Genomic DNA, 16579 nt, shown 5'->3' with positions numbered 1-16579 from the left:
TAAATTTATTTTAAAAAAACGCTTATGTCCTATCTGCACCGCATGATTCGCGAATGATAAGATGTGTAGACATAATCGTTCTTTTTTCCTTTACTTCTTGGTTATTTAGGAAGGCGATTAATTTCTCCGCAGCCGCATACCCAATCTCTCTCATGGGCTGATGAATCGTCGTTAGCTCGGGACTGACAACTGTTGCCATATCAATATCATCAAAACCTACAACGGACACATCACCTGGAACCGAAATCTTGTTTTCTTTGTAAAATTTCAACGCGCCAATTGCCATAAGATCATTTCCTGCGAACACTGCATCATAATCCACTTGTTTATCCATTAATTCTGCTGCAGCTTCGTATCCAGACTCTCTAGAGAAATCCTTTTCAATGATTAAAGCTTCATCGTAGTGGATTTTATTATCTGAAAGAGCTTGCTTATACCCTTCTAACCGATCAATGCCTTCTTGATGGTCTAATGGACCTGTAATATGTACAATTCTCCTTCGGCCAATCCGTATGAGATGCTCTGTAGCTGTATAAGCTCCCCCCTTATCATCTCTTTCGACCGTTAGCACATTGTCATGGTGCCATTTCCCCAGATATACAACAGGAAAGCCTGATTCGACCATTCTTAGAATATTTCTATCATGTATGGAAGCCGATGAAAGTATGATCCCATCTGTACGGCGATTCTTCAATATTTTGTTGTACGCGGCAGATTCATCCTTTTCCGACGGGCTTGTCGATAGCATCAAATTATAATTATGATTATCGAGCACTTCGTTAATTCCTTCTAGTAGCTGAGCAAAGTAAGGATGAGTGAACACATGATGAGAGGTATTGGGGATGATAAATGAGATGGTTTCCGTTTTCTTAGCTCTGAGACTGCGGCCAATCTCATTCGGAATATAATTCAGCTTCAAAGCTGCTTCTTCTACCAATTTCTTCGTTTTCACGTTTACCCTTGGATCTCCGGAGAGAGCTAAGGATACGGTCGCCGTTGAAACATTGGCAAGATTAGCAACGTCTTTTATTGTTACTGTAAAATTTTTCACTTGTTACCCCTTATCGTTTAAATCGATTTAAATTGTATAACCGAATAATAAAGCGTTCTCATTGTTTTGTCAATACTTTCTATTACAAAGCCCCCCCCCATTCCTTAATGAGAAATTAAATGTCGATAAATCAAAAACCGGAACCCCAACGGAGTCCCGGTCCTCATCCTATCCAATCTCGCTCAACTTCCCTTCGCGAAAATGCACTACCCGGTTCGCATTCAGCCTTTGCCTTAATCAATTTATCAATGCAACTAATCTAACCGCCATATATTGACGCCCAGGAAGTTCAACACGGAACGCCCCTTCGAAAATGCCTGGCACCTGGGTTATCGTCATATTCCAGGTATCAATGACTTCTACACGATAGGAGACACCGGCCTCTTGTTTGAAATGCCGGTAACGCGGCTGATTGAAACCAAAGTAGTACAAGTAGTATTCATCCTTCATGCCTGCGCAAGGCAAATCCCAGGAAGAAGGCAGCGGATTCAGTATGCCACCAGGGCTTTGTTCAATGATTCGGCGAAGGAATGCGATTCTCTCAGGACTCGTCCCCGTAAGTTCGCCTCCTTTTGACCACCATAGAACTTCCCTCTCATTGTAATAGGTCTCTCCATGGCCAACATAACCGCCACGTACTGCACCTTCCCAGAATCGACGGGTTAATTCTTCCCCTGTGATGTTTCCCCACCCGTGTTCGATGTCTCCTTCATACGCACATTCGTCTACGATAATCGGCTTATTCCACTTTTCACGCCATGCATTTGTTTCTTCTGCCGTTTTATACATGTCAATACGTTGTATACTACAATGAGTTACCCAAGGTTTGCTGTAATCGTAGAATCGAAGGCAATTATGATTGGAAATGAGATGGCCTACCGGATCGGTTGATGTCACGATTTCAGCAAAGTACTCCCAGTCATCCTCTTTTTTAGCATTCATTAAATCAAATTCATTGGCTAATGACCACCATACATTCCGGTATGCAGCAAGACGGGCTGTAAGATATCGAAGATATCTTTCATCAACTTCCAGCGGCATCTGTGAGAACCCCCATCGATCATACGGATGGAATAGAATGAGATCTGCCTCTATGCCGAGCTTGCCAAGATCAGCAATCCTCATTTCAAGATGCTGGAAAAATACCGGATTAAACCGGCTATAATCCCATCCGTCCTCCAGTGATCCCTCGAAAGGATAATAAATGGGCTCGTTTACATTAAACTGATAAGATTTTGGGAATACGCACATTCTCAGCTTATTGAACGGGGAAGCTTTCAACGTCGACAGCGTTTGTTCTTCAAGATTAGCCGGCTGATGCGTCCAGGCGTAGCACGTTGTACCTACCGGCAGATATCGGAGGCCGTCTGCGTATGCAAAGTGAGATGTATCACTTACTCGAACCGGACCGTGATTATCTGGAGATGATTCTACACAGACAAAGCTGCCAACCTGACCATCGAGCACTGCTACATTACTAGATGTACGATAACTCCAATCTCCCAAGGTTGTCGGCATGAATCGAATACGAAATGTGCCTTCGCCATCATAAAATCCCATCACATTTACTGAGTGGTCACCTGAGTAGAACTCTGCGGATAGAGATACTTCAATAAAAGGATTTCCATCATATGAAGCAAAAAACACAAGCTCAAAGATATCCCATTGTTCAACTTGTTCGCTTGATGTCCTGTTTTGAGCGAAAGCCATAGGTCTTCCTCTCCTTTAAATATTACTTTCAACCTTATTAAATCGAAAAAAGTCAAAATCAGCATGCCCGCCAACAGACTTGGTCGCATAATTAAACAACCCGATCCGGTAGCCCATAAAATGATCAAGCGTATACTTCATCTTCAAAGGGACCCCGATTTGCTTCCATGCTTCACAGTCAGTCGAGTAGTAAAAGCTTGCAAGATCCGTACTATTTTCAAAATCGAAATGAATTTTCAAGTAAATCAAATTGTCCTCGTAGGGAAGCCGCTCGACCGTTTCTTCACTACCTTCGCCTCGATTGATACACATCGCAACATATCGTTCGCCGTTTGCAGCGATTTGAATACCGACTGTTCCAAAATGATTTTGAAGTGCAACCATTCCAGCATGATCACCCGGCTTCATATGGGAAACATCCATTGCCGTAATGCCGATGCATACAGGCCCTTCCGTCCGCTGCGTCAATGTATTGCGTGCAAATAAGACACTGTCGGTAATATTCCCCGTCTCTAATCGCAACCAGCCAGGACGCGCGGTAGCAGACCACAGCCGGTTATCCGGATTATGATTCCATTGCCAATTAAGCAGCAATTTATTTTCGTTATAGTCGAACTCATCGCTAATGACCAATTGGGTAGACGCCGTAGGTGCGGTGTTCGGCAATTGCGCTTGGAATGAAACTTGCGCTTTACCTTCCATCCCAATGACCGGCCAGTCCTCCACCCAAGTAACTTGAAGCACAATGGGAATTCTCCCCACAGCATCATGATCTTGAAAGAATAAGGCATACCACTCATCCTGCGGTGTATCTACGATGCCTCCCTGAGCGATCCCATGATTGCGGTACCCCATGTCGTCATCAAGAATCACTCTATGTTCATAAACACCGAGCAACTCTCTTGAACGATAACAAAGTTGCCTACGGCGTTGATTTCCGGTATTTGGCCACTCAATGAAAAACAAATAATAATAACCGTTCAGCTTATACGCATGGCATCCCTCGCAGCGCAGCATGATGCCGTCACGTTCCGTCTCGAAGAGCCGTTGATCGATACCTCCAGATTTTACCGTCATCACATCAGACGTAAGTTCCGTAATTCGAATACTACCGTTGCCATGAATGACATAAACGCGGCCGTCGTCAAACAGAAGACTTGGATCATGATGGATGCCTGAAAGGACAGATCGCTCCCATTTCCCGTTCTCGATATCATCTGTCCGGTATATGTAGAACCGGTTCATATCATTACTTGAGAAACACACATAGAACATGCCATTATGATGACGCAAGCTTGCCGCCCATGACCCTTTACCGTAAACGCCTCTCCCATCCAGCAAATTATAGGCGTCGCTATCCTCTAAGGTGTCATAAACGTAGTTCACAATTCTCCAATCCATCAAATTCTCAGACTTCATAATCGGGCATCCAGGCATTGCATGCATGCTTGTGCTTACCATATAGTAAGCGGTTCCTACTCTAATAACGCAAGGGTCCGGAACATCCGCCCAGATAATGGGGTTCGTTATCGTCACATTCTCCATCACTAACTCTCCTAATACTTAAAATGCTAATTCCACTACTCTTACTTCCTTACAATCTCACGATACTCCGCAGGAGTCATTCTGGTTGATTTTTTGAAAAACCGAGTAAAAGAGTGGGGAGTTTCATACCCTACCTGAGCACCCACCTCAGCAATTTTAAGTTCGTCCTTTTTGAGCAAATTTTTGGCTTTCTCCATTCTAACTTCATCAATATATTCAGATAGATTAATGCCACTTTCCTGCTTAAAAAGCCGAGATAAATAGGACGGATTGAAGTGTATCACACTAGCCAAACGTACGAGAGATAAGTCTTCGCATAGATGCTCCTCTATATACAACCGTATCTTTTCTATCACCGCTGCTGCTCTATTACGTTCTACACTTAATCGAAGATCAAACAAAGACTCTGCGGTCTGTTTCAAAAACTCATAGCTATCTTGCCAGGATGAATGCCTGTCTCTTTGCATAAGCCCGGTTGTTCCAACCTTATCGTGCAGCTCCCAACGGTTAATATAGGATAATAGACAGAGAGCAATCGTATAATACAATTCCAGGGCAAAAGGTCCGCCATTTCCTCGTTCATCGTATGCTGTTTTCATTAGTTCGTTGAACAGATGGAGATATCCCTCTCTATTTCCACCTTCTAGATGAATCGCCAAGGACTCTGCTTTTTCTCTCAGCGTTCTTGAGTTGGCCGCAGTTCCAATGGTTTCCAAGGTGACTGTTTGCACCATCTGGGCGCCGTCGCCCGCTCGCCAGTACTGTTCACTTCTCATTCGATCGTATATCTCAGAAAGCTGCTTCCATTCGCAGGTATCGGCACAAAGCGTGATGGCAAAAGAAATTCCCAAAGATTCATGACAAGCTTGCTGCATAAGCTCAAATTGTCCCTCTAGATATTTTACCGTGCGGGGGTAGGCTTCATCCTTGGGTTGAACAAGCCAGACGAGGTCGCCATAATGATCGATGACTCCAAGGTGGTTTGTGCGTTCTTCCAAAAATGTCTCTGCCAAAAATTTGACTGCAAGTGCTGCATTCTGACTTTCCGCAAAGGAAGGGTGCGTATTCGTTCGTTGCAGGTCAGCTAGCGCCACAAGAATGGGCCTAGTTGGATCAAGAGTTATGCCAAGATTACGGAAATCAACGACGAACTCTTCCGTTGTTCGTGTCCCTTGAAGTAAATAACGGAAATAATTCCCTTGAGCGAGAGTTTCGAGCGTAGTTAACTTCTCTCTTGATTGCTTGACTAGATCATGGAACTTTAGACTGTTTTCCAATTCATGTATCGCATCCGTTACGGCCTTGATGATCTTATCGTATTCCTCACTCTTTAGGAGATAACTGACTCCGGGTGATTGAATCGCTTGGTAGACATAATCAAAGTCATTATATCCAGTCAAAAAAATGATTTTGCAATGCGGCCAACTCCTGCGTATGTTTCTCATTAGCTCGAGCCCATCCATCCCGGGCATACGAATATCGGACAACACGATGTCCACTCTCGTCGTATTCATCCAATCCAGCGCTTCTTCACCGGAATAGGCTTTATACAAATCAAGATTGAGATTCAGTTGGCTAAATATGTCAAACAGCCCGTCTGTTATGATCTCCTCATCGTCAACGATCAGCATTCTAATCATGAGCATCACCACCTTGAAAAGGAATAGTAATGATAACTTTCAATCCCCCGAGCTCACTTCGGCTTATTCGTAGACCGTATGCTTCACCGAATGTCATTTTGACCCGGCGGTGAATATTCACTAAGCCCGTCGTCTCCGCATGTTCGTCACCGTTATCCAGCGTGTCCGAGATACGTTCCAGTGTCTCATCCGTCAAACTATCACCATTATCCTCCACAATGATTCGTATCTCACTCTCTGCCAACTCGAAGCGTATCATAATACAGCCACTGCGTTTCATTTGTTCCAAACTGTGTTCAAAGGCATTCTCGATAATCGGCTGTACAATTAAACGTGGAACTGACAACTGTTCAATTTCCCGCGGGAGAGCGTCGAATTGTACCCGGATACGTCGAGAAAAGCGTAATTCCTGAATCTCCGTGTACATTCTGGCATGGTGAATTTCCTGTTTCAGCAGCACTTCGTCAGAAGCATTTCTGGTGACAAATTGAAAATATTCGCCAAGCTGTGTGACGAACTGTCCGATTCGTTCAAGATCTCCGATCCTGGCCATCGTCCTTAGGATAAAGAAACTGTTGTATAGAAAATGCGGATTGATTTGGGATTGAAGCTGCTTCAGCTCCGCCCGTTGTGTCATAATTTTCTGCTTATACACCTGATCGATTAAAGAGCTAAGATTGGTGACCATTTGGTTAAATCGGCCATACAAGTAACCGAGCTCATCCTTAGACTCGTGTTGGATGTTTACATCCAGATCCCCATTTTCCATACGCCGAAAGCTTTTAACTAGCGTTAACAAAGGTTTATGAATAAATTTGTAGGTGGAGAATGCATAAATGGCAATGATGACAATAGCAACGAAAATAAATAACCAGGCCCACAGATAAAACTTGTCTAGCGGCTTTTTAATAATTTGCTCTGGAATAAACCGGTAAATCGACATATTTAAATAATCAGAACTTGCAATTGCGGTATAATAGCGGTTTCCCGAGATGGTGAAGGTCCCTGTGCTGTGAACCGGGTTTTGATTTATTTGTGCAATGGTGGCCGGTATATCCTGCCATAAATGCTCCAAAGATCCACTCGTCAGAATAACACTGGTATTCTCCTTGGTCATCAATGTTCCACTTCCAGGATAGGTGTTAAACTGGCCTAACGCTTCCTGCAGTCTCTCTTGATCCAGTTCAATTTCAATAATGAACAACGGTTGATTCCCTTTGGCTACTCCCTGCTTCGCGGCACTTAGAAACAATCCGCCATTCCACTCGATGATCTGGTTATTCCTACTGCTTAAAGCTGAGCGCAAGCCATTGTACCGTTCGGTATCAAATTCACTTGGGCCATTGGCGGATGAAATCGTTTTCGATATCGGATAAATATGAGCACTTACATTTTTAATATAAGGAGAGCTGTTTTGAATGGCATACAGCCGTTTTCGCAGTGAGTTAATTTTTTCCGTGCGTTTAAACACATCCATCGTGTCCCAAGTCAGTGTCAGTTCATTGAGATCTTCATCATCGATAACGCCAAACTGCAGCAGCTTCATCCGTTCTATCTCTTTTTCGAGATCGTTGATATAGAAGGTTAGTTGGGATACCGCTGTTTTGGAGATGTCTTCACTTGCCGTTTGGACGATCCAGTTATACAGGTAAACGCCAAATAATAAAATGGGCAGCATGATAAGCAAAAAAGTGCTGAGCAGCCGGAGGAATATCGTGTTTCGCAAAGTGAATGGTTGACGGTTGATCAAGGTACAAGCCCCCAACTTTTTTCTTCCATTATAGCCTGAAGCTTGTAAGTTTCCTAAGCATTTTCATTAGGGAGCCATCTATCATGCACTACCCCTTAACGCTGCCAAGGACAATCCCTTTAACGAAATACTTCTGCAAGAAAGGATACGCCAAGATAATGGGAAGGGAGCCCAAAAAGATCTGTGAAGCTTTCAGCGTCCGATCAGAAATGAGGGCCATATTTACGGCTTCGTCACGTGATATATTCGTTAAATTTTGTTGAATGACGATCGTTTGAATATAGCTCTGCAGCGGATAGTGACTAGGGTCTCCCATAAGCAGGAGGCCGTCAAACCAACTGTTCCAATGTTCGACCATGGAGAATAAGGCAAGCGTTGCAAGAGCAGGCATGGATATCGGCACATAGATTTTCCAGAGTGTCGTCCAATAGCTCGCACCGTCCACGACGGCTGCCTCCTCCAGCTCCTTCGGCACCTCACGGAAAAAGTTAAGCAGAAGGACCACGCTGAATACGGGAACCGCACCGGGCAGCACGAGCGCCCAAATCGTATCAAGCATATTGTACTGCTTAAGTGTAGAATACCAAGGGATCAAACCACCATGAAAGAGCATCGTGATGAAGAAAATCCAAGCATAAACCATTCGCATGCGAAACGCCTTCGTTTCCTTGGATAAAGGAAATGCGACGAGAATGGTTAAAATTAAATTTAACGGCGTCCCGATCGCGATGCGCTCCAAGGATACAAGCATGGATTGCCAAAATGCTGCTCGACTAGCCGTAAACTTGTAAGAGGCTAATGTAAAGTCAACCGGCCACAGCTTTACATGACCTGCTGCTGCTGCGGTACTTGAACTAAACGAGATTGCAATGATATGAATTAACGGGAGGACGCAAATTAACGATACAATAATTAGAAAAGAAACATTCAGAACGGAAAACCACTCGAATCGGAATCGACTGTTGGGTACCCGGATATAAGTATCAGACACAGAACTGGATGATGGTTGTACCACGGTTCTCCCTCCTCCTAGAAGATTCTATATTTTGCAAACCGATACGCCACAAAGTAAGAACTTGAAATTAAAATAAGCGAAACTAGCGATTTAAATAATCCGACGGCCGTTGCAACACCGTACTGAGCATCCAATAATCCGATCCGATATACAAAAGTATCCAGAATATCCCCGCTTTCATACACCTGAGGGCTATATAAATTGAACACTTGATCGAAGCCTGCGTTCAAAAGCTGTCCTAAACTGAGAACTGACAACAAGACAATGACCATTCGCATCCCTGGAATCGTGATATGCCATATCTTATGCCAGCGGTTGGCGCCGTCAATCGTTGCAGATTCGTATAAGCCAGGGTCAATGCCTGTGATAGCCGCCAAATAAACGATAGTCCCATAACCAAAATTTTTCCATATATCCGATGAAATGAGTGTAAACGGAAACCAATGATTGTCTCCAAGGAAAAATATCTTATTCAAACCGAAAGCACCCAACAATTGGTTAACGATACCCGTAGAAGGCGATAGAATATCAATAAGTATCCCCCCGAGAACTACCCAAGAGAGGAAATAGGGTAAATAAATGGTCGTTTGCACGCTTCTTTTAATGACCTCATTCTTCAATTCGTTAAGAAGAATGGCGAAAATAATCGGTACGATTAAGCCTAGTATAAGCTTAAGACTTGAGATAAAGAGGGTATTCCACAGGACCTGATTAAAGCTGGGCAGATTCATGACATATCTGAAATTATCCAACCCGACCCATCGCTGGTCACCAAATAATCCCTTTGCAGGGATAAATTTTTGAAATGCAATGATAATTCCCGCCATTGGGACATATGAGAATAGCACAATCAGCACTAATCCCGGTAACATCATCAGATGCAGCGGAAGCTCTCTCCACATTTTCCCGATACCCATACAATAACCTCCATTATTTAATGCATAAAAAGCAGAGGAAGGATGGTGAACCCGTCCTCTGCCCGCATCTACTTCTTCGTTGCCGCATACCATTCATTGACTTCTTTTGTAATTTGCTCGCCGCCCAGCTTCGTCCAGTCTTTCACAAACTTATCGAACTCATCTACAGAGCCGCCCATAATAATTTTGGTGTAAGTCTCATTCATCAGCTTCTCTAAAGTTGATTTCCGCTCAACCATCGTTGGCGTAGGTGCGCCTACGAATTTATCCATCAGGAATTGACTATTTTTATCGTACAGGTCAACGACGCCTTCAGAGCCTTCCGGACCATAAATGCGTTCCCATCCCCACAAAGCAAACCCTTCTTTTGAACCCGAATTGAAAGCTTCTATCTTTCCTTGAATCGTTTTGGCTTCTCCCTTCAGGGTCGAGAAGTTGTTCGCTTTACGCGCCGCATCGATTGCTCTGAATGCCTCTACATTTTTCTTTACTGGGCTCGGAGTTACCGGCGACAGCTGCCATACGCTTTCTGCTTCTGGCGGTGCATAATATTTGTCAAACTCCGCTGTTTGCCCAAAGTTTTTCTCCAGATGCATATTAAACAGCTTGATAACCGCCTCAGGATGTTTGAATCCCTTTTTAACCGCAAAAAACTTACTTGTACTGAACCTCAAAGGAACTTTAGGTGTATCGCCGGACTCCGAAACGATCGGGAATGCCTGCCATTGTGCACTCGGGTCATTGTTACGGTTCAATTGAAGCGGCCAGATGGAATTCCACTGTTCACCATACTCCATTCCAATCTTGCCAGCAGCTATTTGCTCAGCTACCTTACCACCGTCTTTGATCCCGAATTCCTGATCAATTTCTCCGTTCTTAAACATCCCTTGAAGGGCTTGAAGCGCTTTCTTAACTTCCGGCTGAATACCGCCAAACATCAGCTTTCCGGAAGCATCGGTGATCCACATATTCGGATAAGCCTTATATCCCGCCATGAACCCCTCTAAGCCTACAGCTCCTCCCCACAAGGCTTTGTTTAAACCGAGTCCAAATGTATCTTTTTTTCCATTGCCATCCGGGTCTTTCTCGGCAAACGCTTTGGAAATGGTTTGTACATCAGCCATCGTCTTCGGCGGCTGCAGGTCTAATTTCTTAAGCCAATCCGTGCGAATCCAGATAAACATAGCACGTTCAAGCGAGGAGTCGACCTGCGGGATTGCCATCAGTTTGCCATCAATCGTTGCAGCATCGAAGGGACTTTTTCCCTCTTGCGATAAAATCTCTTTGGTGAGAGGAGCCGCATATTTCTCATACAAAGCTGTCATATCTTCAATTTGGCCGGAATCTGCTAATTGTTTTAATTGAGTTGCGTTCACAGGAATAATATCAGGCAGATCGCCGGAGGCTAACGTTACATTCAGTTTTTGTAAATACTGATCAGAAGTATCGCTTCCTTTGACGACCCAATTATTTTTAATTGTGATCCCGAGCTGTTCCTTATATAGACGTGTCCATCGGTTGTCTTCAAACGATTCGCCTTTTAACACACCGAGTACGTTATTCTCAACAACATCACTGAGGTTTCGGACAAACGACACCTCAATTGGTGGGTCATACTTGCCAAGCGGTTCTGTATTTGCACTTTTCACATCGGTATTACCGGCGGTGCTCACTGCTTCTTTCTGTTCAGTATTCGTTGTATTGTTCTGGCTGGTGCATGCCGATACGAGCGTTGTTATAGCGAGCAAGGAAACGGATAACGCTTTCATTTTGTGCTGGTTTAGCTTCATGTACATCCCCCTATATTGAGTATTTCAAGCTATCACTGCAGTGATGTGGTTATGTTTTCATTATAGGGTTAGTATAACGTCTAAACAATGTACATCTCTTTACTTTACTTACCAGATCTTGTTGTGTTGTAAGCGTAATCATTGTGTGTAGTCCTATAAAATCAACGGGTACTACTCAGCATTCTTTTCCCTTTTTTCTAACATCGTAAGCAGCCTCCCTATACTCTACTGGCTTCTCCATTACCCGCTTCTCAAACTCTCTCAGAAAATGATGGTAATGCACGTAACCGACTCCCTCTGCAATGGAACGGATCGTGGCAGCAGATTCCGTCAGCAATTTCTTGGCCTCATTAATTCGAAGATCATGGATATATTCAATAATACCAACACCATACTTCTTCACGAACGCATGACCCAGATAGACGGGATTCATATAAAAGCGTTTTCCGATTTCCTTGATCGTTAGCGGAGACTTATAATTCTCTTGGATATAGCGTTCGATTCCAAACAGTGGATGGCCCGAGCTGGATTCCCTCCGGTCTCTTAATCTTCGCATATATTCGTTCAGATAACTCCACACAGATTGCTCCAATGTCGTCAGGGATTTAGGCCCGTTTTGCAGCTCATTGCGGAACAACGGCCACATATCCATGGATACTACTTCCAACTCCCGCAGCACATCCATACTCTTCAGGACCACATGTACACAGAGCATGCGCACCATTTCCGGAGCTATCTTGTTGTTCTGGAACAAAGCGAAGACTTGTTTTAAGTAACCGGCTGCCTCCTGTTCCTGTAGCCGTTCCGCAGCGCCAAGCAGTTCCTCCAACTTTGCCATTATTCCGAGATTATAACCAAACTCCAACCTATCGGCATTCTCATAATCAACAAGCCCCTTATTATCATAAAAAAAGTGGTGGACAGATGCCTCCACCGCCCCCGAATAGGATACATGCAATTCCCTAAGAGACCGAACGGGAGGCCCCATCGATACGTATATCGCCACGTCTTGCTGTCGAAACCTTTCATAAACCTTACCGGCCAGTCCCCGAACGTCTTCCGCACAATCTACCACTAGACAAACTTGGCCAGGCATAAGGTCGACAAACATTGCTTTTTTGGCACTTACATAGGAGCTGCAAGATGCCAGTTCCTCTTCATTCAACCCTTCTATCAGGATACACTTCCAGCCTTCAGCCTCCTGATCCAATTCTCCGATCCGCTTAGATACGCATTCATCCAACTCTTCCAGCTCTCCCCGGAGAATGGGAGCAATCATCATTGGAAGGAGTTGACTGATTGTCATTTCCTGTTGATGAAACACCTGTTGTCGGGACGTAAGTTCCTCCATAACATCCCCCAAAGTGCTTTCCCATTCTTCATCCATAACAGGTTTGAGCAGATAATGACGCACCCCGTATCGCAGTGCTGACTGTGCATACTTGAAGTCGCTGTAGCCACTCATGATAATGAAAATCGGCTTATACGTCTCCGACAATAGCTGAACCTGACGAATCAGTTCCAGTCCGTCCATCACAGACATCCGAATATCCGTAATGACAAGTGAAGGTCGGCATTCCATCATTACTTTCAGAGCTTCTTCCCCGTCGGAGCACATGCCGCATACCTCGAACCCTAGCCCTTCCCAATCAGCTAACATTCGGATTCCTTCGAGTGCAATCGGCTCATCATCGACAAACAATACTTTACACATATTCAGCTGCCTCCTCCTGTGACAAGATTAGATGAATAGGGATTTGGATTGTTACAGATGTCTGTTCATATGCTTTGCTTTCTATTAAAAACAAGGAACGATCCTTGTAAAAAAGATTCAGCCGTTTATACACGTTTCTCAGGCCGATGCCTTTCCCTGCTTCTTCTTCCACATGCAAGTTCTGGAGAATGCTGTTCAGCTTGGCAGTGTCCATACCAATCCCGTTATCTTTGACCCTAATTATCAGGTAGCGGTCATCCAACCCTGCTGAAATATGAATCCTCCGGTCTCCCTTCACCGATTGAAGCCCGTGCTTGCACGCATTCTCTACCAGAGTTTGGATACTCATCTTGGGAATCCGGCAGGATAATATCCTCGGATCAATATCGATCTCATAGGTAAACCGATCCTGAAACCTGAATTTCTCAATCTGCAGATACATCTTAATGAAGCTAATTTCCTCTTCAATCGTCACGAGATCATCCTTCCAGCTGAGCAGCCTTCGCAAAATTTGCGAGAGGCTACGAATAATATCCGTAACATGCTCATACCGATGCTTCTTGCATACCACCAGAATAGCGTTAAGAGTATTAAACAGAAAATGCGGATCTACTTGGCTCTGCAGAAAATTCAACTCCGCCCGTACTCTTTCCAATTCCAAGTCCTTCTTCTGGATCTCCAGCTTATAGACATCATTAATCAGATTGCGGATTTTCACCGTCATCAGATTAAAGCTGCGCAGTAATCCTCCAATCTCATCCTTGCCTTCATACATGTTAATAGGTTCAAACCGCTCATTCTTCACCCATTGCATATGTTTGGAAAGCCTTCTGACTCTCAAATTGTAGGATTGAAGAATAGTAAAAACAAGTACCGTCGGGATTACTGTGCTACACAAGGTGAGTATTATACCGAATTTTATGACCGCATTTTGCTTTTGTTGAAATCGAGCTTGTTCCGGAATCCCAATTAACTTCCAGCCGCTAAGGTAACTGGCAGTTCCCAAGCTGCTGATAAAATTGCCATCTGCCTTGTTATTCGATGCTAAGTAGTCTTTGGCTATTGGGAGCAAAAGGTTATCCTCCGCAATGTATGAGAGGTTCGAATCCAGAACAACCCGATTGTTAGCATCTACAAGTTTGAATTGCAGATAGTTCTGCTCCTTGTTAAAAAGCTCCTGCAGCTTATCCAGTTGCAAATCCACTCGTAAATACTTGGTGTAAGTCATCAAATCCGGAAAATTCTCCAGCTTGCGAATAATGCTCACATACACCCTCTGTTGCTGAGGATTCATTGGATTCATATCCAAGTAAGAGGCGACGACCACCTTCTCTTTCGTATCCGTCAGTTTCCGGTACCATTCGCTCTGCTTATCGCTATCCTTCAGTACAAAATAGCTTCCTCCGCTTCCAATTGTCGGGTTCGTGGTAAACACGCCTAGCCAGGAAATGTACGGATACTGATCCGTATATGGGCGCAGCTTGTCACGCAAGTAGCTGTCATAAGTTTCATAGTAGTTAGACAAGTCGGAATAGGAGGCTTCCAGCTTCCCGTTGAAAGTTCGATCTGCCGCTACCGTGTTACCGATCGCTACACTTTCGTTTACGATCTGGGTGAGCTCATAAGCTGCCCGATCCAAAGAAATCTGCAGATTTTCCCTCTCCCGACTTTGCGTATCCCGGCTATTTTGCATGTAGAACAGGATATTGATACTCATAATTGGAAGTAAGACGCACAAAAGATAGATAAATAGAAACTTGTATTTTAGCGGTATGTCATTGACGATATGGCTGAAAAGCTTCCATTTCCGGTTCATTGTCGATCTCCTATCCGTTCTCAGCCTTTTTTGTACGATGAAGGGATTACGCCGGTCAAGGCTTTGAACTTCGCACCAAACTGCTCAGGATCTGAATACCCTACCATGTGAGCGATTTCGGTTATTTTCATCTCGGTACGGAGCAGGAGCTTCTTAGCCTCCGTAATGCGAACGGTGTGCACGTACTCATTGAATGCGAGCCCACGCTGCTTTTTAAAGCGTTGCCCCAAGTGAGCCGCATTCACATGAAGATGTTCTGCCACGTGTTGAAGCTGCAGCTTTCCTTGGTAATGCTGTTTAACGTATGCTTCAGCGGCAGAAACAATGTCGTCGATACGAGCACCTTTCTCCCTTGCGATCCACTCTGCCGCTTCCATAAACTCTTTCAACATGCTGTTTTTCAGTTCTCCCACATGCTTAGGAAGAGGCGATGCAAACCATCTCCGGGTCCAATTTTCCATGTTTGCCCCTTGTTTGGCCAATTCCTGAAGAATCTCCAGCTTCAGCGTAGACAAGTTTGCCGCCGCCCATGCTTCCGAAGAAGATAAAGTCATAAATAAATCAAGCGTAAGAGTACGAACAGCATCTACATGGCCATTGTTAACGGCATGGATCAGCGATGTCTTGGTTACCTCAGGGATCGATGGAGATTCCTCTGACATTTTATCCTGATAGTAGTAGACACCAGGAAGATTAGAGGGGAATTTGCACACCTCAGCTGTAAGCGCCTCCTGATAGGCTCTACTTAATGAAATAGCTCCTCTAACCTCACTACTGATTGCAAAAGTAACGGTTTCTCCGTATTCTTTTCGCATATACAATACGAATTGATCTATGAGAGGGACCGTTAATACAGCTTCCTTTGAGTCCACGGCAAGAATAAAACCACTCCTGTTAATGCCTAGTACGAACGGATGCACGCTCACATCGGTCAAGGCATTCGAATCCACTGCTTCCCTAAGACGCTGGAACAGGCTGATGCGCTCTTGTTCGCTATATTTCGAATGGCTACAAGCAAGGTAGATACAGCGGATTCTCGATTGTTCGTTTAGTTTCAACAAGCTTCGTGCCTTGTCTACCCATTCCTTTCTGACGTCTCCCATCAAAAGCCGTGAAACCGTTTCAGCACGGCTGCGATCAAGGATAGAGCGCTGCAGAGCACGCCGCTCTTCCTCCGCACGAATATCCTCCGCAACCGCAAGAACGGCACTCTCTAATTCCGTCTCGTCTAGAGGCTTTGTCAAGTAATTGGAAACACCAAATTTCATAGCCTGCTGCGCATATTGAAAGTCAGCGTAACCGCTTAACACGATAAATTTCGTATCAGGAAAGCGCATATAAACCTTTTCAATTAATGCCAAGCCATCAATAACGGGCATCCGAATATCCGTGATGATCAGATGAGGGCAGTTTTCCTCTACTAGCTGTAGAGCATCCTCTCCGTCTAGCGCTTCTGCATATATTTCAAATCCAAGCTTGTGCCAATCAACCAGGAAACGTAACCCTTCCAGCATGATCGGCTCATCATCGGCAATCAGAACCTTCAACATTCGCGTTTCACCTGATTTCCCTCTTGATATGAAATTATTATACGGTCCCACCCATAGATCCAGCAACGAAAAAGCCATTTT

The 16579-nt window shown here is 44.4% G+C and carries 11 protein-coding genes; all 11 read right to left on the bottom strand.

All coding sequences use genetic code 11. The features are described 5' to 3' along the window. Window positions 1-22: 22 nt before the first annotated feature. The 11 genes from AC3WTJ_RS02555 to AC3WTJ_RS02505 all read right to left on the bottom strand — a co-directional run bounded on the left by AC3WTJ_RS02555 (window position 23) and on the right by AC3WTJ_RS02505 (window position 16498). The gene (locus tag AC3WTJ_RS02555) at window positions 23-1051 is read right to left on the bottom strand and encodes a LacI family DNA-binding transcriptional regulator (RefSeq protein ID WP_492520422.1); all 1029 of its coding nucleotides are present in this window, start codon (window positions 1049-1051) and stop codon (window positions 23-25) included. Window positions 1052-1288: 237 nt separating this feature from the next. Next, complete coding sequence (locus AC3WTJ_RS02550; RefSeq protein ID WP_492520421.1) at window positions 1289-2761, bottom strand: DUF5605 domain-containing protein; 1473 nt, start codon at window positions 2759-2761, stop codon at window positions 1289-1291. 15 nt (window positions 2762-2776) lie between these two features. Continuing rightward, window positions 2777-4306 (bottom strand): glycoside hydrolase family 43 protein, encoded by a 1530-nt coding sequence (locus AC3WTJ_RS02545; protein WP_492520420.1) that lies wholly within the window; start codon window positions 4304-4306, stop codon window positions 2777-2779. Window positions 4307-4347: 41 nt separating this feature from the next. Further along, a complete protein-coding gene (locus AC3WTJ_RS02540; protein WP_492520419.1) occupies window positions 4348-5946 on the bottom strand; it encodes a response regulator transcription factor in 1599 nt (532 codons plus the stop codon). After that, entirely contained in the window at window positions 5939-7696 is a 1758-nt protein-coding gene (locus tag AC3WTJ_RS02535) for a sensor histidine kinase (protein WP_492520418.1), read from the bottom strand. The genes AC3WTJ_RS02540 and AC3WTJ_RS02535 overlap by 8 nt, the downstream gene beginning before the upstream one ends. Before the next feature lie 88 nt (window positions 7697-7784). Then, window positions 7785-8672, bottom strand: a complete 888-nt coding sequence (locus AC3WTJ_RS02530) for a carbohydrate ABC transporter permease (RefSeq protein WP_407873148.1) — start codon at window positions 8670-8672, stop codon at window positions 7785-7787. A 53-nt stretch (window positions 8673-8725) separates the two neighbouring features. Next, window positions 8726-9628 carry an ABC transporter permease gene (locus AC3WTJ_RS02525; RefSeq protein ID WP_079412691.1) on the bottom strand — a complete coding sequence of 301 codons (903 nt, stop codon included), beginning with the start codon at window positions 9626-9628 and terminating at the stop codon, window positions 8726-8728. A 68-nt stretch (window positions 9629-9696) separates the two neighbouring features. After that, a complete protein-coding gene (locus tag AC3WTJ_RS02520) occupies window positions 9697-11418 on the bottom strand; it encodes an extracellular solute-binding protein (RefSeq protein WP_492520417.1) in 1722 nt (573 codons plus the stop codon). A gap of 175 nt (window positions 11419-11593) precedes the next feature. After that, window positions 11594-13132: a response regulator transcription factor gene (locus tag AC3WTJ_RS02515; protein ID WP_492520416.1), complete on the bottom strand. Its 1539-nt coding sequence runs from the start codon at window positions 13130-13132 to the stop codon at window positions 11594-11596. After that, on the bottom strand, window positions 13125-14948 hold the full coding sequence (locus AC3WTJ_RS02510; RefSeq protein ID WP_492520415.1) for a sensor histidine kinase: 1824 nt from the start codon (window positions 14946-14948) through the stop codon (window positions 13125-13127). The genes AC3WTJ_RS02515 and AC3WTJ_RS02510 overlap by 8 nt, the downstream gene beginning before the upstream one ends. A gap of 20 nt (window positions 14949-14968) precedes the next feature. Continuing rightward, the gene (locus tag AC3WTJ_RS02505) at window positions 14969-16498 is read right to left on the bottom strand and encodes a response regulator (RefSeq protein WP_492520414.1); all 1530 of its coding nucleotides are present in this window, start codon (window positions 16496-16498) and stop codon (window positions 14969-14971) included. Between the last annotated feature and the right edge of the window lie 81 nt (window positions 16499-16579).

It is taken from the genome of Paenibacillus sp. FW101-FHT12H11 (assembly GCF_058790355.1).
This window is presented reverse-complemented; position numbering and strand designations above follow the sequence as displayed.

Coding starts and splice junctions, on each gene's coding strand:
- AC3WTJ_RS02515 (WP_492520416.1), bottom strand. CDS start 13,132: ATGTGTAAAGTATTGTTTGTCGATGATGAGCCGATTGCACTCGAAGGA.
- AC3WTJ_RS02520 (WP_492520417.1), bottom strand. CDS start 11,418: ATGAAGCTAAACCAGCACAAAATGAAAGCGTTATCCGTTTCCTTGCTC.
- AC3WTJ_RS02505 (WP_492520414.1), bottom strand. CDS start 16,498: ATGTTGAAGGTTCTGATTGCCGATGATGAGCCGATCATGCTGGAAGGG.
- AC3WTJ_RS02510 (WP_492520415.1), bottom strand. CDS start 14,948: ATGAACCGGAAATGGAAGCTTTTCAGCCATATCGTCAATGACATACCG.
- AC3WTJ_RS02525 (WP_079412691.1), bottom strand. CDS start 9,628: ATGGGTATCGGGAAAATGTGGAGAGAGCTTCCGCTGCATCTGATGATG.
- AC3WTJ_RS02550 (WP_492520421.1), bottom strand. CDS start 2,761: ATGGCTTTCGCTCAAAACAGGACATCAAGCGAACAAGTTGAACAATGG.
- AC3WTJ_RS02540 (WP_492520419.1), bottom strand. CDS start 5,946: ATGATTAGAATGCTGATCGTTGACGATGAGGAGATCATAACAGACGGG.
- AC3WTJ_RS02545 (WP_492520420.1), bottom strand. CDS start 4,306: ATGGAGAATGTGACGATAACGAACCCCATTATCTGGGCGGATGTTCCG.